This window comes from Pantoea sp. FN0305 (genome assembly GCF_050113845.1).
In the GTDB taxonomy this organism is placed as follows: Bacteria; Pseudomonadota; Gammaproteobacteria; order Enterobacterales; family Enterobacteriaceae; genus Mixta; species Mixta alhagi.
In genome coordinates this window covers 159,820-176,975 of record NZ_JBNJSN010000001.1, presented here as the reverse complement: position 1 = coordinate 176,975, position 17,156 = coordinate 159,820, and the positions used below count along the sequence as shown (strand labels likewise).

The 17,156-nt window shown below is 51.5% G+C and carries 16 protein-coding genes; 4 read left to right on the top strand and 12 right to left on the bottom strand.

The window, feature by feature from the left end:
- Positions 1-521 precede the first annotated feature (521 nt).
- The 11 genes from ACQE3Y_RS00835 to ACQE3Y_RS00785 all read right to left on the bottom strand — a co-directional run bounded on the left by ACQE3Y_RS00835 (position 522) and on the right by ACQE3Y_RS00785 (position 11,185).
- Positions 522-1,274, bottom strand: coding sequence for an SDR family NAD(P)-dependent oxidoreductase (locus tag ACQE3Y_RS00835; protein WP_426971701.1), 753 nt, complete (start codon positions 1,272-1,274; stop codon positions 522-524).
- A 150-nt stretch (positions 1,275-1,424) separates the two neighbouring features.
- Positions 1,425-2,138: a GntR family transcriptional regulator gene (locus ACQE3Y_RS00830; protein ID WP_426971699.1), complete on the bottom strand. Its 714-nt coding sequence runs from the start codon at positions 2,136-2,138 to the stop codon at positions 1,425-1,427.
- Between the two features lie 48 nt (positions 2,139-2,186).
- Positions 2,187-3,212, bottom strand: a complete 1,026-nt coding sequence (locus ACQE3Y_RS00825) for a proline racemase family protein (protein ID WP_426971697.1) — start codon at positions 3,210-3,212, stop codon at positions 2,187-2,189.
- A gap of 11 nt (positions 3,213-3,223) precedes the next feature.
- Positions 3,224-4,705: an aldehyde dehydrogenase family protein gene (locus ACQE3Y_RS00820; RefSeq protein ID WP_426971696.1), complete on the bottom strand. Its 1,482-nt coding sequence runs from the start codon at positions 4,703-4,705 to the stop codon at positions 3,224-3,226.
- Positions 4,702-5,976, bottom strand: coding sequence for an NAD(P)/FAD-dependent oxidoreductase (locus ACQE3Y_RS00815; protein ID WP_426980677.1), 1,275 nt, complete (start codon positions 5,974-5,976; stop codon positions 4,702-4,704). Before ACQE3Y_RS00815 ends, ACQE3Y_RS00820 begins: the two co-directional genes overlap by 4 nt.
- 101 nt (positions 5,977-6,077) lie before the next feature.
- Positions 6,078-6,956, bottom strand: coding sequence for a 4-hydroxy-tetrahydrodipicolinate synthase (gene dapA, locus ACQE3Y_RS00810; protein WP_426971694.1), 879 nt, complete (start codon positions 6,954-6,956; stop codon positions 6,078-6,080).
- 23 nt (positions 6,957-6,979) lie between these two features.
- A complete protein-coding gene (locus tag ACQE3Y_RS00805) occupies positions 6,980-7,645 on the bottom strand; it encodes an amino acid ABC transporter permease (RefSeq protein WP_426971693.1) in 666 nt (221 codons plus the stop codon).
- Between the two features lie 10 nt (positions 7,646-7,655).
- Positions 7,656-8,327, bottom strand: coding sequence for an amino acid ABC transporter permease (locus ACQE3Y_RS00800; RefSeq protein ID WP_426971692.1), 672 nt, complete (start codon positions 8,325-8,327; stop codon positions 7,656-7,658).
- Between the two features lie 11 nt (positions 8,328-8,338).
- Positions 8,339-9,040, bottom strand: coding sequence for an amino acid ABC transporter ATP-binding protein (locus ACQE3Y_RS00795; protein ID WP_426980924.1), 702 nt, complete (start codon positions 9,038-9,040; stop codon positions 8,339-8,341).
- Positions 9,041-9,225: 185 nt separating this feature from the next.
- Positions 9,226-10,071, bottom strand: a complete 846-nt coding sequence (locus ACQE3Y_RS00790) for a transporter substrate-binding domain-containing protein (protein WP_426971691.1) — start codon at positions 10,069-10,071, stop codon at positions 9,226-9,228.
- Between the two features lie 211 nt (positions 10,072-10,282).
- Entirely contained in the window at positions 10,283-11,185 is a 903-nt protein-coding gene (locus ACQE3Y_RS00785) for a LysR family transcriptional regulator (protein ID WP_426971690.1), read from the bottom strand.
- Positions 11,186-11,284: 99 nt separating this feature from the next.
- On the opposite strand from ACQE3Y_RS00785, the gene ACQE3Y_RS00780 reads away from it, so the two are divergent.
- From ACQE3Y_RS00780 to ACQE3Y_RS00770, 3 genes are read left to right on the top strand one after another with little or no spacing between them, the layout of a single operon-like run.
- Complete coding sequence (locus tag ACQE3Y_RS00780) at positions 11,285-12,616, top strand: aspartate aminotransferase family protein (RefSeq protein ID WP_426971689.1); 1,332 nt, start codon at positions 11,285-11,287, stop codon at positions 12,614-12,616.
- Between the two features lie 10 nt (positions 12,617-12,626).
- Positions 12,627-14,123: a CoA-acylating methylmalonate-semialdehyde dehydrogenase gene (locus tag ACQE3Y_RS00775; protein ID WP_426971687.1), complete on the top strand. Its 1,497-nt coding sequence runs from the start codon at positions 12,627-12,629 to the stop codon at positions 14,121-14,123.
- A gap of 36 nt (positions 14,124-14,159) precedes the next feature.
- Entirely contained in the window at positions 14,160-15,455 is a 1,296-nt protein-coding gene (locus ACQE3Y_RS00770) for a D-amino acid dehydrogenase (protein ID WP_426971686.1), read from the top strand.
- Positions 15,456-15,491: 36 nt separating this feature from the next.
- Here the strand turns inward: ACQE3Y_RS00770 and ACQE3Y_RS00765 are convergent, their stop codons facing one another.
- On the bottom strand, positions 15,492-16,088 hold the full coding sequence (locus ACQE3Y_RS00765) for a short chain dehydrogenase (RefSeq protein ID WP_426971685.1): 597 nt from the start codon (positions 16,086-16,088) through the stop codon (positions 15,492-15,494).
- A 100-nt stretch (positions 16,089-16,188) separates the two neighbouring features.
- On the opposite strand from ACQE3Y_RS00765, the gene ACQE3Y_RS00760 reads away from it, so the two are divergent.
- Positions 16,189-17,088, top strand: coding sequence for a LysR family transcriptional regulator (locus tag ACQE3Y_RS00760; protein ID WP_426971684.1), 900 nt, complete (start codon positions 16,189-16,191; stop codon positions 17,086-17,088).
- The last annotated feature ends 68 nt before the right edge of the window (positions 17,089-17,156 follow it).

Here is a 17,156-nt window from a genome sequence, read left to right as displayed (position 1 = left end):
CCAAACCACCTGAACCATTCCCTTGCCCATACATAAAGCCGCTTCAATAAATTCCTTACACCAGCCTGCAGGCTAAACAGACGATTAGAAGCAGCCAGGAACGTATCTATCAAACCGCTGCTTTCTGCATGGTTTCCGTTGTGTACCGTAACGATTGAAACGTTGAATAGAGCCAAAAAGAAAACCCTACTTATGTATTCAATCTTGTACACAACAGCGGGTGGGATGATAAAGATCCCAACTTTGGGAAGTCAACAAAAAGTTAACAATCGTGAACACATACGTGTATTTGTTAAAATGATTCTGAGTATTATTATGCAAAGGTTAATTTTCGTCTCAATCCGGTGAAAATATCGGCAGACGGGCACACGGTGGGTAGAAAAATAAGGACATTATTCAGGCATGGGAAAAGCGCCGATTGTAATTATATCGGCGCGAGAGATGATGGCAGGGAAATTTTGCGCTTAATGCACAGGCTTCATTTCAATGGCAGGTAACGCGCGACTCGCCAGTTCGGTATGTTAGCGCACATAGTCAGCCCCGGTAATGTCAATGGTCGAACCGGTGGCATGTCGGCATCGTCCGCTCGCCAGAAAAGCGATCATCGCTGCGACATCGGAGGGCGGCGTCACTTCTCCCAAAGGCAGGTTGGCGGTAGCCGCTTCCTCTCCTATTTGCGCAATATGTTCTTCTGCCATGGCGGTGCGTACCCATCCCGGTGCCAGCGCATAGGCCAAAACGTTCTGCTGACCGTACCCTCGCGCAATACCTTTGGTTAGCGCCAACAGACCGCCTTTTGCTGCACCATAAGCCAGATGGTCTGGTCCGTCACCACGGTGAGAAGAGCGGCTGGCCATATTAATAATGATGCCACCGCCGCGTTGGGAGTAGTGTTCAATCGCCAGTCGGCATAGATCCGCAGGCGTACGCAAATTTACTTGTAGATTCACCTGCCAGCCGTCGTCCCAGGCAGCGGCGTCTGCAAGCGGGGATGCGCTATATACTCCCGCGTTATTCACCAGAACATCGATCTTTTCGCAGCATTTCAGTGCTTCATTCCAGAGTTTCTCTGCGGCATCGGGCTGCGACAGATCCTGTTGTACAAACTGGAGACGTTGAGGGTACTGTTCAGCCAGCTGCACTGCGCTCTGGCGATCGTGACCGTAATGGCCAATCACCATCGCGCCTTCAGCATGTAGCGCTTTGACAATTTCACGGCCTATGCCTTTCGTGGCGCCAGTAACCAGAATGACTTTCCCGGACAGGTGGTGCATATTCATCTCCTTGTTGTCAGGTAACGACCCATAATGCGTTAATCACAACAATCTACGTTATCAATAAGGCGCAACATCTGGGTCGAAAGCCAGCGCGATAAAATTTTTGGATCGTCGCGGCGCTCAGCTAATAGGGCACCAACATCGGGATTAATATTGTAGTTCCATATCGCTCAGTAAGTTACGCTGCATAAAGGTCAGGAAGCGGTTCTGAAACAGCATGGTATGCTCATGAGCAACCCGATCGGCAGTTTCAGCATCTCCGGCTTTGATTGCGGCAATCAACTCATCATGATCGCGTCCCAGCTTTAGCGGTGTATCCTGACGTGTCATAAAGTCGAACTGCAGATGCTGAATCCGCTGGCCTTCAGAGAGCAGTTTTTCATAGTAGTTGGCCAGATAACTGTTACGCGCTGCAGCGGCAATAGCCAGATGAAACTCCTTATTTTTTTCAGCCATCGCGCTGAATTCGCCCTTGTAGACTTTCTCCATGTATATTTCATTGGCCGCCTCGATTCTGGCTATATCTTCATCATTACGATGTGTCGCGGCCAGCCGCGTTACCGCACGCTGCATCAGATCTAATGCGGTGATGTAATGAGGAAACTCTTCAATTTCAAACGGCGTAACAATGGCTGTACGGTTTGGAAGAATGGTTACCAGCCCTTCGCTAACCAGCCGCGCCATGGCATCGCGCACCGGAGAGCGCGACAGGCCAAACGTCGTCGCCAGCGAAATTTCATCCAGCTGCTCGCCATGTTTAAGTTGCAGCGTCAAAATTTGTTTGCGCAGCTCTTCATAAATATAGCGCCCGGCATGACGACGTCCGGTACTTTCTTCGCTACTGTTTTGTTTGCTCATCATTAAATTCCCTGTATCACGCCTGGTGAGCGCTATGATATTACAGACTTATCAGCATAACGCAGGACCCCAGGTATCGCTTAGCATAAAGCCAGCGGATAGCGGATCGTCAGGATCGATACCCAGTTGTTGAATGCCATAAACCCAGGCGCGCCCCGTCACACGCGGTAACACGGCCAGCTTATCGCCGACCTGCGTGCGGCCTCGCAGCTCCACCCTGAATTCACCATTAATAGTGGAACGGGAAGTCAGCTGATCGCCTATTTCAACCTGGCCACGAGCATCGAGCGTTGAAAGGTTAGCTGAGCTGCCGGTCCCGCATGGCGAACGATCAACGCGCCCCGGTGGTAAGGTAGTACAGGTCTGCCAGGTCTTTTCATCAACACGATGACGAAACATTACATAGGCTATCTCATTGATTAAAGGCAATAAAGGATGACGAACCTGAATCTGTTGATTGATATAATGCCGGAACTCCACGCCATAGCTGGCCAGCGCACGTGCATTATCGGGCGATATCGATAGCTGAATTTGCTCGACGTCGATCAGAGCGTAGTAAACCCCGCCAAAAGCGATGTCCGCCGTAATGGTGCCGAAACCAGGAATTGTAAATTCATGGTCCAGTTGCTCCACAAAGGCAGGCACCATATCCAGGGAAACGCTAAGGCAGCGTCCGTCTGAACATGTCGCCACAGCGGTTACCAGACCGGCGGGCGTATCCAGTACCACGGTTGTTTCAGGTTCCTGCATAGCGATCATGCCGGTTTCAAGCAGTGCGGTCACCACGCAGATACAGTTGCTGCCAGACATGGGATGCGCCTTATCTGCCTGTAATACAATAAAACCGGCATGAGCGCCCGGTACGGTCGGGGGCAGAAGCAAATTTACGGACATCTGCAAACAACCGCGTGGTTCCAGAGTAACCATACGCCGCAGGCTGTCATCAACTTCGTTGATGTAATTCATTTTATCGAGCATGGTCGCGCCCTGGATATCAATCACGCCCGAGGTAATGACTTTGCCGATTTCGCCTTCGCAATGGACATCAATCAGCTGTAACGTTTTTTTCCAGCGCATCGCATTCTCTCTTATTTCAAATACCAGCCCCAGGGCTCCTGACTATCATAGCGAGTGATCTGTTTGATCTCTAAATAGTTATTAAGCCCCCACTCACCCAGCTCGCGTCCAATGCCGCTCTGCTTGTAACCGCCCCATGGTGCTTCAGTAAAAGTGGGCTGTGAACAATTGATCCAGACGATGCCGGCACGCAATTTGCGTGCGACGCGTTCAGCGCGCACCAGGTCGGAAGACATTACGGCAGCAGCCAGCCCAAAGCGTGAACGGTTGGCTGAAGCCAGCGCCTCCGCTTCATCATCAAACGGACGTATACATACTACCGGGCCGAAAATCTCTTCGCGCCAGAGATCGCTCTCTTCCGCTACATCAGTAAAAATGGTCGGCTGAAGGAAAAAGCCTTTTTTCTTTTCTTTCGGGCGTTTCCCACCGCTCAGCAGCGTTGCGCCCTGCTCCAGGCCCCGGTTAATAGCCTGCTGTACCTTTTCATACTGCGCCGCATTAACTAATGGCCCAAGCAGTACATCCTGTTCCATACCGTTGCCAATGCGAATTTTTTCAGCTTCCTGCACCAGTCGGAGCAATAGCGCATTATACAGGCCGCGCTGTACCAGCACGCGTGATGTTGCGGAACAGACTTCGCCTTTATTCCAGAAAATGCCGAACAGTATCCACTCTACCGCCTTCTCAATATCGCTATCATCAAACACGATAAATGCAGATTTACCACCGAGCTCAAGGCTAACATTTTTAATCTCTGCCGCTGCCGCCTGCATAATCCTGCGACCGGTTGGTACGCTGCCGGTAAACGCCAGCTTATCAACGCCGGGATGTTCAGTTAACGGCGCGCCCGCCTCGGCACCAAAGCCGGTAATCACATTCAGTACGCCAGGCGGCAGCTCCGCCTCACGCGCAATATCCGCCAGTTGCAAAGCAGTTAACGGCGTTACCTCAGAAGGTTTCAGCACGACCGTACAGCCCGCTGCCAATGCCGGCGCGACTTTCCATGCCGCCATCAGCATAGGGAAGTTCCAGGGAATAATCGCGCCACACACTCCAACCGGTTCTTTACGCGCCACAGAACTAAAACGATCGTCAGAAAGCGCTACGGTTTCCTCCTGACACTCGTCCAGCTTTTCCGCCAGGTCGGCGTAAAAATCGAAACAACCGGCGGCATCGCCAATATCCCAGAGCGCTTCCGGCAGTGGTTTACCGTTATCACGCACTTCCAACTCTGCCAGCATCTGCTGTTTATCCCGAATCAGACTGGCTATACGGCGAAGATAATCGGCCCGAGATTTACCGCTCAGACTGGGCCATTCGCCTTCGTCAAAAGCCCGACGCGCTGCCTGTACCGCAAGCTCCACATCTTCTTTCGTGGCAGCAGCCACCTGGGCAATTGCCACTTCGTGTGCCGGATCGATGGTATCGAAGCTGCCACCTTTAACCGGTATCACCCATTCTCCATTGATAAACAAACGGTTGGTAAAATTCATGCATGTTCTCCTTCCATAAAACGGTAAGCGCTGAACGGGCTCAGATCCTGAGCAGTAGGACGTTGTACGGCGAGGTCAGCAATAAGCCGACCGGTGGTGGCCCCCAGAGTCAGCCCCAACTGGCCGTGACCAAAGGCCATCAGCACATTTTTCAGACGGCGCGAACGATCAATAATGGGTTTGGTATCGGGCAGGAAGGGACGATGGCCGACGCCAACCTCTTTTGCCGCGATATTCAGTTGCGGTACCAGCTGGCGCGCTTTCTGCAGGATGATGTCAGCGCGGCGGAAGTCCGGTTTAGCATTCGGTCCGGCGAATTCAATCGTGCCGCCGATTTGCAGCCCGCGCGTCATTGGTGTAAAGCAGAAGCCGCCATCAGCATAAATCACCGAATGACGAAACTCGACATCCGGCTGTGGCAGCAGGGTTTGATAGCCTGAAATACCGGTAAGCGGAACACGAACGCCCAACTGACGAAAAAAATGACGCGAGCCGGTTCCCGCGGCAATCACCACATGTTGCGCTGGCAGGATACGGCCATCACGCAGCTTAACGCCGTTCGCCTGCTGTTCTGTTTCAAGCAGCGAGGCGGCTTCAGTCTCAATTCGTATGCCGCCCTGGCGAATAAAAGCTTCGGTTAGCGCCGCGATAAAGCCTCTGGTATCGCTAACGGCGCGCCAGTCAGGAAACAGCAGACCATGGGAAAACTTCCCGGCCAGCGCCGGTTCAAGCTCCGCAATATCAGAGGCATTCAGGTTTTCAGTATAAAAGCCTAATGTTTCACGCAGTTGCAGATGCTTGCGCTCAGCTTCCAGTCCACGCAGCGTATCGAATACTTCTATCACCGGACGCTGCCCCATCAAACTTTTATCCGGGCACATTGCCAGTAATGGCGCATAATCGCGGTAAACTTCGTGCGTCAGAGTCGCCATCGCCTGCGCGATAGCATCGATCCGGCTGTGGCGGGCATTTGCAACAAAGCGTAAAAACCAGGGTAAAATGGTCGGAACGGCGGCAGGACGTAACGCCAACGGTCCCTTTTGATCCAGCAGCCAGCCCGGAATACGTTTTAAAATACCAGGTTTTGACAGGGGAATAATTTCACTAACCGCCATCTGACCACAGCTCCACTTTGCCGTACTGTCGCCCGGCTTAGCCGGATCGATAAGCCAGACCTGGTGTCCCTCTTTTTGCAGATAGAGGGCGCAACAGACGCCAACGATACCGCCGCCAATAACGACTGAATTCTGCTGAATCTGCTGTTTTGACATAGTTGTCACTCAATGTAGACGGCCGACAAAGCGGCGCGATTCAATGCTAAATAGTCTGTGCCGTCGTCCCTGACGCCTGAAACCTGCATGTACTGTTGGTTTTATCCCTGAGAAGCTTCAAAAACCTTACGAAACTCTGCTTTCTCTTCCGTGGTCAACGGCTGTAGCGGCATACGTGCATTACCCGCCTTAAAGCCAGCCAACTCACAGCCATACTTTACCTTCTGAATAAATTTTCCCGCTTCCATACTGGCCATAACCGGGAACAAAGAACGCATGACATTCTGGGCTCCGCTGAGATCGCCGCTGCTAAACTTACGATAAAAATCAACAATTTGATTAGGGAAGCAGTTAGCCGGCCCGCAAATCCAACTGCTGGCACCCCAGATAAAAAAGTCAAAGGCAACATCATCTGAACCACAGGAAAGTTGATAGTGCTCTTTATAAGCGTCGCCAATTTCAACAGCACGCAGTACGCTACCACTACTTTCTTTGATACCTACAACCCGAGGATGATCTTTAAATGCGTCCAGTACTTTGAAACCCACTTCAACATTGGTGCGGACCGGGTAGTTATAAAGCACCAGATTAATATCACTGAATTCATCAAGAATGGCGCGGTAATGGCCAATCAGTTCTTCCTGTGAGGGCAGCGCATAATAGGGCGGCGCAATCAGCAGGTTGTTGTAACCTGCATCCAGCGTCTGCTTTACCTGTTCCATGACTTCGCGTGTACAGGATCCGTTTGCGCCGGCAATCAGGGTGCCGCGATCGCCCACTACGGTTTTCACCGTTTTCAATACCTGACGACGCTCTTCATTAGTCAGCGCATAATACTCTCCCGTTGAGCCCAGCGGCACAAAGCCGTTAACACCGGCGTTCAACTGATACTCCAGAATATTGGCTAATTGCTCATGATCGACCGCACCAGCATCGTTAAACGGTGTCACCAGGGCCGGTAAAATACCTTTCAGTTGCATATTTTTCTCCATTTATTCTTTGTTCAAAGGGCATAACGCCGTAACAAACGCGACTCGACCACGCCAACCAGGCGCGTTAAGGGGAATGCCACAACGAAATAGATCACCGCAACGGCGCTCAAAAACTCAACCGGACGCGCGGTACTGTTGGAAATGTTCTGACCGACAAACATCAGATCCGCGACGCCGACCGATGAAATCAGCGCGCTCTCTTTAAACAAACTGACAACGTTCGAGAGCAGTGTGGGTATTGCGCGCAGCATGGCCTGGGGGAAGATGACATAAAAAGTCTTAACCACCGGAGTCAGGCTCAGGGCCACGCAGGCATCATGTTGTTCGCCAGCGATTGATTTCAATGCACCACGGAAGGTTTCGCTGGTTATTGCCGTCATATACAGCACCAGCGAAAGGGTCACACACACCCAGGGCGCGATATTGATGTGAAACACCACCGGAAAACAGAAAAAGACCCAGAAAAGCTGTATCAGCAGCGGCGTGCCGCGAAAAAATTCAACATAGAGCGTAATAAGCCAGCGTAAGGGACGCAGCGGCGACATACGCAGCAGGCTGACAACAAAACCAGCCGTGCTTCCTAACAGTGCGCAGCTTAGGGTAAAAGCCAGCGTAAGCCCCAGCCCCTGCAACAGGACCTGCCAGTAAGAAAAAACTTGTGAGAAATCAAGCGTCATAATCAGCCCCTTAACGTTCAGTAACTGCGTCCTGACGACGCTCGATAAAGGAAACCAGCCGCGAGATAGGTAGCGATAACGCGAAATAGATCAGCGCAATTAGCGAATAGATCTCCAGAGGACGGTACGTTTCCGTGGCAATATTTTTGCCGACGTACATCAGGTCGGAGATGGCAACGATGGCGACCAGCGCACTCTGCTGAAGAATCGAGATGCCGTTGGTCATCAGTACCGGCAGCGCGCTACGGATCGCCTGCGGCAGCACGACATACAGCGTTTGCTGCAACCGGTTTAACCCCAGCGCCACGCTGGCGTCATGATGCTCACGCGGCACCGCCTGCACACCCGCCCGATAGGCTTCAGCGTTAAAAGCAGCTAGATTCAGGCCGAGCGCTAAAAAGCCCATATATATTGGATCAATAAACAGGTTAAATAGCATAGGGACGCAGTAATAAAACCAGACAATTTGCAGTAACACTGGCGTACAGCGGAAAAACTCAATAAAAAGCTTTGTTGGCCAGCGTAATAATGCAACAGGGCTCATTGCCATGAGACAGAGAATAAAACCTAATACCAGCCCCAAAACATTGGCAATTAACGCTAATTCCAGCGTTACTTTTAACCCGTCCCACAGCGCACCTGCATTACCTTGTAAGAAATGAAAATCAAACTGATAATCCATATTTCACCTCTTTAATCTAAATGCAGCACTTTTTCTAAAAACTCACGAGTGCGTTTTTCTTTTGGGCGGGTAAACAGCGTATCGGGATGACCTTGCTCAACGATTTTCCCATTAGCACAAAATACGACGCGAGAAGCAATGTGACGGGCAAAATGCATATCGTGTGTGACGATAATCATAGCCATTTTTTGTTCTGCCAACTGCATCATGACGCTTTGTACTTCTACCACCATTTCAGGATCGAGCGCGGAAGTGACCTCATCGAAAAGCATCAGTTCCGGCTCCAACATCAGGGCGCGTGCAATAGCCACGCGTTGCTTCTGCCCTCCGGAAAGCTGGCTGGGATAAGCGTTGAGCTTACTTTCCAGCCCAAAACGAGCCAGTAGTGCACGCGCCCTTTCAATCGCCGTTTTCTTTTCTATTTTATGCACTTTTACCGGTGCCAAAATAAGATTCTGTAATATAGAGAGGTGCGGAAATAGCGTATAGTGTTGGAACACCATACCAATTTTCTTCTGAATGTCGGCATTAACTATTTTGGCATGCTTGCTTTTATCACCAATGATATAACTCTGTTTTTGAAAATTTATTTCTCCACCCTGAATGCCTTCCAGTCCCATTAACACACGCAGCAAAGAACTCTTACCACTCCCGCTTGGGCCAATTATTACCAGCCGATCGTCATTTTTCATGGTGAGCTCAAAATTATCCATCACTACCAGCTCACCATAAGACTTATAAACTTTATCCAACTGAATAAAGCTGCCTTTATGATATTCATTAATATAAATTGGTTGCTCATCTTGCAGACGAGCGGACGCCGCCGCGAAATGGGTTGAGGCACTCATGGTTATTCCTCCGCTGCGTGCGTAATGCACACGGGTTATAAATTTCAGGTTTAATTAGCGCCTGTTTTACCGGCGTTTGCTTCCATTGAGGCTTTATTTACCAGTGCGTCGATTTCACCAGTGGCACGCCGTTGCGTCAGATAAATATTAAGAACGTTCATATCCGCTTCTGTTACGGTGCGGGGTAAAGCAAAAGAGACACCCTGTTTAGCCAATGCCGGCTTCGGTAAAACTTCTTTGGCCCAGCCGGGATTGGCCAGCGCAAACAGGTGGTTGGTATCGCTGGCATCCACCAACACATCAGCCCGGCGCGCCATCAGTGCCAGTCGTGTTTCATCATTGCCCGGCAAACGCATAATTTTGCCTTGTTTAACTACGGCGCTAATCGCTTTATCTTGCGCCGTTCCTGACATAACGGCGAAAATTACGCCCGGCTTATCATAATCAGCGATTTTATCGCCTGCCCCAGTGAGTTTGGGGTTGTCTTTATTGACCAGCAGCGATATCTGATAATCTTGCGCGGGTGCGGAAAAGCCTACTGCCAGCGCCCTTTCAGGCGTCTGATTTAACGCCATCGCCATATCCCATTTATCGCTCTGTAATCCTGCAACCAACGTATCCCAGTTGGCATCAACAAATTGCACTTTTACTTTCAACACATCCTGGCCGAAATCGCGACACAGTTCAGCGAAATAACCGCTGTACTGACCCGTTTTCGGGTCGCGCATAACATAAGGCGCAGCCGATGCGGCTCCACAGCGTAATACGCCTTTTTTCTGGATAGTCTGCCAGTAATTGGCAGCGGAATGGGCTGCGGTTATCGTGCTAAAAAGCAAGGCACCAAGCGCCAGACGACAGGAAAACTTTTGAATATTTGACAGACAAACACGGACCATAAAGACCTCGTTCAGGCGTGAGTGTTGCGAACAGGAACAGTTAGGTGGTGCTTATACATCGTCACATGTATACAAATTTGTATGCAGTGATAACAGGGAGAATAGAAGCACAAAATTAACAAAGTCAACCAATATGGTTTACTTATCGTTAAAGTTTGAAGCCGATCGCTTGCCTGATGTGATCGGTTTCAAAGAATCAAATTCAACAGGTTTAGCGAGCAAGGTTCTGCAGGAAAACGTCGAGAATAGTATTTGGACGTCGCCCCTTTCGGGTGACAATGGCAATTTTACTGCTGAAGTTAAAAAATTCCGGTTTGATAGCGCGCATCAAATTTTTCCCAACCCACTGCGCCGCATAGTGATCGGGCAGAAAACCAATAAAACGGCCGGTAAGAATAAGGAAAGCGATACCTTCTCGATCTGAGGCAGTAGCGGTACAGTTGAGTCTTTGATGCATGCCAATAGTTTCAGCCGTCATGCGAAAACTGGGTGCAATGGCATCGTATTGTGCCAGTTCCTTGTCATCAGGCGTTTCCTGCAAAGCAAACAACGGATGCTGGCTGCTGCAATAAAGGTATGATTTTTCATCATAAAGCTGCGTATAGTCTAGCCCGGATATGGGTGACGTCAGCGGCAGCGCGCCCACATGCAGCCGTCCATCCATTAGGCCGCGTTCAATTTCAGCTGCGGTACACATGCTGAGGTTAATACGAATTTCCGGCCCTTTTTCCCGCAGCAAAGCCAGCGCCTGGGTAATTTGCATCATCGGCTGCGTTACCAGATTGTTGATAATGCCAATGTTAAATTCCCCGCGCAGCTGCTTGTGTAACTGATTGACCTGCTGCCTGAATGTCTCAATTGCTGCCAACAGCGTTTCGCTGTGACGCAATATTTCCCGACCTTCATCGGTTAAGGCAAAGCCGACACGTCCGCGCTGACAGAGGCGCATTCCCAGTCGTTTTTCCAGATCGCTCATATGCAGGCTGACCGCCGATCGCGTAATCCCCAACAAACCTTCCGCTGCCGAAAAGCTGCCGCATTCGCTTACCGTTTTAAAAATGCGCAGCAGTTTGATATCAAAATCCGTTACCTGGGCCAGAGATTTAGTTTTCATATAGGTGAGCAATTCCGTAACTAAAGGTTAGTTTAAATAGATTTAACTTAACCATAACTTAAATGCACACTCCTTCTGAACCTGTCGGGAGGAAAAAATATGTCTGAAGCCGTTAATACCGCCGCACTGAATTTAAAAGCGCACTGGATGCCTTTTAGCGCTAATCGCAATTTTCATCGGGATCCACGTTTTATTGTTGCCGCGCAAGGCCGTTGGCTGACCGATGATACCGGACGTCAGATTTTTGACAGTCTGTCAGGACTATGGACCTGCGGCGCAGGCCATACACGCAGCGAAATCCAGACGGCGGTAGCGAAGCAGTTGGGTACGCTGGATTACTCACCCGGTTTTCAGTACGGTCATCCGCTCTCTTTCCAGCTGGCCGATAACATTGCGCAACGCATGCCGGGCGATTTGAATCACGTCTTTTTTACCGGTTCTGGCTCGGAATCGGCGGATACGGCAGTGAAAATGGCGCGCGCCTACTGGCGAGCCAAAGGTCAACCGACAAAAACCAAACTGATTGGCCGCGCGCGTGGTTACCATGGAGTAAATATTGCAGGCACCAGTCTCGGCGGCATTGGCGGCAACCGTAAAATGTTCGGTCAATTTATGGATGTTGACCACCTCCCCCATACATTGCAGCCCAATATGGCATTCACCGCGGGCATGGCGGAAACAGGCGGAGTGGCACTGGCCGACGAGATGCTCAAGCTGATTGAACTGCATGACGCCTCCAACATTGCCGCCCTGATTGTTGAGCCGCTTTCTGGCTCAGCAGGTGCTCTTATTCCACCGCAGGGCTATCTGCAACGACTGCGCGAGATCTGTACTCAGCACAACATTCTGCTGATATTTGATGAGGTGATTACGGGTTTTGGTCGCATGGGACGGTGGACCGGTGCAGAATATTTCGGCGTCACGCCTGATATTCTCAATTTCGCTAAACAGGTTACCAATGGCGCGATCCCGCTTGGTGGCGTGGTCGCCAGCAGTGAAATCTATAACACTTTCATGTCTCAGCCGCTGCCGGAACATGCCGTGGAATTTAGTCACGGTTATACCTACTCCGCGCATCCGGTCGCCTGTGCCGCCGGGCTGGCCACGCTCGATCTGCTGGAAAGCGAATCACTGATTGCGCAGTCTGCTGAACTTGCTCCCCATTTTGAACGTACCCTACACGGCCTGCGCGGCTGCCCGCACGTTCTTGATATTCGCAATTGCGGACTGGTTGGCGCTATTCAACTGGCATCGCGCGAAGGTGATGCCACTGTGCGTCCTTTTGATGCTGGCATGGCGCTGTGGAAAGCGGGGTTCTATGTCCGTTTTGGCGGCGATACCTTGCAATTTGGTCCGATGTTCAATACGCAGCCAGCCGAGCTGGATCGCCTGTTTGACGCCGTGGGCGAAGCGCTGCATCACATTAATTAAGGAGCATTATATGAATACAGTTACTCATTTGATTAATGGAGAGGTACGTAAGCCTGACGGCCGTACCGCCCAGGTTTTTAATCCCGCTACCGGTGAAGCGATTCGTCAGGTAGAGCTGGCCAGCACGGCTACCGTGCAGGCAGCGATTGCCGCTGCGAAAGCCGCTCTGCCTGCATGGCGCGATCTTCCTCCAGCGAAACGCACTCTGGTGTTATTCCGCTTCAGGCAATTGCTGGAAGCCCATGAAAAGGAGATTGTGGCGCTGATTAGCGAAGAGCACGGAAAAACCCTGGAAGATGCCGCCGGTGAGCTGAAACGTGGTATTGAAAACGTCGAATATGCCTGCGCTGCGCCTGAACTGTTAAAAGGCGAATATAACCGTAACGCCGGTTCAGGTATTGATACATGGAGCGATTTCCACGCCGTCGGCGTGGTGGCAGGCATCACTCCTTTCAATTTCCCGGCGATGGTACCGCTGTGGATGTATCCACTGGCCATTGCCTGCGGCAATACCTTTGTCCTGAAGCCTTCCGAGCGCGATCCCAGTTCTACGTTGCTGATCGCTTCGTTGTTTCAACAGGCAGGCTTGCCGGCTGGCGTACTCAATGTCGTTAATGGCGATAAAGAAGCCGTTGATGCGCTGCTCGACAGCCCGGATGTAAAAGCCATCAGCTTCGTTGGCTCTACGCCAGTCGCGGAATATATTTATCACGAGGGAACCCGACGCGGAAAACGTGTACAGGCGCTGGGTGGTGCGAAAAACCATGCGGTTATAATGCCGGATGCCGATCTGGATAATGCTGTCAGCGCGTTAATGGGCGCGGCCTATGGCTCCTGCGGTGAACGTTGTATGGCGATTTCCGTTGCGGTTTGCATCGGCGATGCTGTCGCGGAAGCATTGATTGGCAAACTGGCCCCCAAAGTCTCAGCACTGAAAATAGGTGCCGGTACGCAGTGCGGCCTGGACATGGGGCCGCTGGTAACCGCGGCGCACCGCGATAAAGTTGCAAGCTATGTTGAAGAGGGGATTTCAGCAGGTGCAACATTAGTTGTGGATGGTCGCGCATTACGGATAAAAGATCATGAAAACGGCTTCTTTTTTGGCGGTTGTCTTTTCGACTACGTAACGCCGGAGATGCGCATTTATCAGGAAGAGATTTTTGGGCCGGTGCTTTGCGTCGTGCGCGTTCCCTCTCTTGAACAGGCCATCGCATTGATCAACGAACATGAATATGGCAACGGCACCTGCATCTTTACCCGCGACGGTGAAGCGGCTCGTCGCTTCGGTAATGAGATTGAAGCAGGGATGGTTGGCGTTAACGTGCCGTTACCGGTACCGATGGCTTTTCACAGCTTTGGCGGCTGGAAGCGTTCATTGTTTGGCGATCTGCACGCTTATGGCCCTGACGGCGTACGCTTCTATACGCGGCGTAAAACCATTACTCAGCGCTGGCCTAAACAACAAAGCCCGGAAGCAGCACAGTTTGCTTTTCCCAGTAACCACTAATCTGCAGGCCAGACTTTCTGTTTTGGAGAATCGCTAATGAAAGTGTTGATTTTGGGCGGCGGCGTGGTGGGCGTTACCAGCGCCTGGTATCTCGCTAAAGCCGGACATGAGGTCACCGTAGTCGATCGCCAGCCTGCCGCCGCAGAAGAAACCAGTGCAGGCAACGCAGGACAGATTTCTCCAGGCTATGCCACGCCATGGGCTGCGCCCGGTATCCCACTCAAAGCGATAAAATGGATGTTTCAGCGGCATGCGCCGCTGGCTATTCGTCCGGATGGATCGCGGTTCCAGCTGCGCTGGATGTGGCAAATGCTAAAAAACTGCAACCATGAGAATTATGCGGAAAATAAAGCCCGCATGGTGCGTATTGCTGAATACAGCCGTGACTGCCTGCGTGCGCTAAGGCGTGAAACCGGTATCGCCTACGATGAACGCCAGGGGGGCACGCTACAACTGTTTCGCACCGCCGCGCAATTTGATCATGCCGCGCAGGATATTGCGGTGCTGAAAGACGCGGGCGTCCCCTATCAATTGCTGGAATCACGCCAGCTGGCGCAGGTGGAGCCTGCGTTGGCCAGCGTGGCGCATAAACTCACTGGCGGCCTGCGTCTGCCAAATGATGAAACCGGCGACTGCCAGATGTTTACAAAGCAGCTGGCGAAGATGGCTGAAGAGGCAGGCGTGACTTTTGTTTATAACTGTACCGTTGATAAGCTTCTGACAGACAGCGATCGCCTTCTCGGCGTACGGTGCGGTAATCAGGTAATGAGCGCCGATCGCTATATTGTGGCTTGCGGTTCTTACTCTACGCAGTTGTTGCACGGACTGGTATCAATTCCAGTTTATCCGTTAAAGGGGTATTCGCTGACCATTCCTGTGACCGATCCAGCCGCCGCGCCAGCTTCAACCATTCTGGATGAAACCTATAAAATAGCAGTGACACGTTTTAACGACCGGATTCGTGTCGGCGGCATGGCGGAAGTGGTGGGTTTTAACACTCAATTAAAGGAAGCACGGCGTGAAACGCTGAAAATGGTGGTTAACGATCTCTATCCTAATGGCGGGGATCTCTCCAGAGCCTCCTTCTGGACAGGTTTGCGTCCTATGACACCGGATGGCACACCTGTTGTTGGCGCTACGCGTTTTGAAAATCTCTTTTTAAATACGGGTCATGGTACCCTGGGCTGGACCATGGCGTGCGGCTCGGGACAATTGCTTGCAGACCTGATATCTGGCAGAGCACCGGCTATTCCTTTCAGCGATCTTTCCGTTATGCGCTATGCCAACAAATCTACGCCACGCTTTCATCCTGCCATCACCGAAATACGCTAAGTAAAAAAACGCACCGCCCTGCGGCGCGTTTGTCTCTTACCATACGCGGTAGACTTTACCGGTATCAATGCCTTCCAGACTGCGGCGATAAGCCAGTGCCACCCGACTGGCAGCAGCGCTTTCAAAACCAGGAAAGAAAGGCCCATATTTATCCAGCGCCTCGGTTAGCACTGTTGGGCTGACGGCGTTGATCCGTAATCCCTGCAGTTCATTAGCCGCAGCAAGCACAAACCCTTCCAGCGCGGCATTAACCGCCGTCGCGTTAACGCCAGTGCGAATAGGGTGCTGGGTAAGAATACCGGTTGTCAGGGTAAAGGATCCGCCGGGGTTAAGATGATTCTGCCCAATCAGTACCAGCCGCACTTGTCCCATCAGTTTATCCTGCAACCCGGAATTAAACTGCGTACTACTCATATCACTCAATGGACCAAAATGTACGCCGCCGGTTGCCGAGATCACACTGTCAACTTTGCCGCACTGCGCAAATAACCGCTCTACGCTGGCCTCATCTGTCAGATCTACCCGGTAATCGCCTTGGGTTTTACCAACGCGAATGATGTCATGATCCCGTGCAAGATTTTCAACCACCGCCCGTCCAACGGTACCGCTGGCACCAATTACCATTACTTTCATTTTATCCTCCCGACAGTTAGCCTGATTCCATACTGATAGATTGCAATCACGGGAAAAATGGGCCAAAAATTTAATCATTAAAAACTAAAAGTTAGTAATCATGAATAAATTACGCTGGATGGAAATTTTCGTGGCGGTTGTTGAAAGCGGCAGCTTCAGTGAAGCGGCAAAACAACTGGATATATCCGCCGTAATGACCGGCAAAGCGGTCGCACAGATGGAAGCGTACTTTCAAACCAGACTGCTGCAACGCAATACCCGGCGTCAAACCCTGACGGAAGCCGGTAAAGCCTGGTATCAGGAGAGCCTGCAGGTAATGGCCGCCTTGCACAATGCTGAAAGTCGTATTGAAAGTTTGCGCCGTTTTCCGGCTGGAAGCTTGCGCATTAGCGTGGCAACCACGCTGGGTGCTTGCGTCATCGCCTCTTTATGTAGCGAATACCAACTGCAGTTTCCCGATGTACATATTGAACTGGAACTGAGCGACCGCTTTGTTGATGTAATCGCTGAAGGATTCGATTTTGTTTTCCGCATTGGCAATTTGTCGAGCGATACGCCATTGGTTGCCCAGCACATTGGCGTTTACCACATGGTGATTGCCGCCGCGCCAGCGTATCTGGCCCGATATGGCACGCCACAAAGTCTGGAAGACCTGGCGTCGCATCGATGCCTGCGCTACACCAGCTGGAATAAACGCAACGCCTGGCGCAGCGGCGATAGCGTAATCTGGCCAGAGAGTGCCACATTCAGCTGCAATGATGGCCAGGCGCTCAGACGCGCAGCGCTTTCTGGTGCTGGCATGATTTTTCAGCCGCGGCTGCTGCTGGCTGAAGATATTGCCGCCGGGAGGCTCATCTCATTACTGGAACATACTTTGCCCTCGCCACGACCGGTTCACCTGCTTTGGCGTCAGGATCACCATGCAGGCGTCAAACATCGCAGCTTTATCGAGTGGATAGCGAAACGGGGACCAGAAATGTTGCGTACTTATGAGGAATAACCTGAAGCCAGGCCAGCACTATATAATGCTTCTCCTTGCGGAACGCGGGCTGTGGCTGAGCCAGCGTT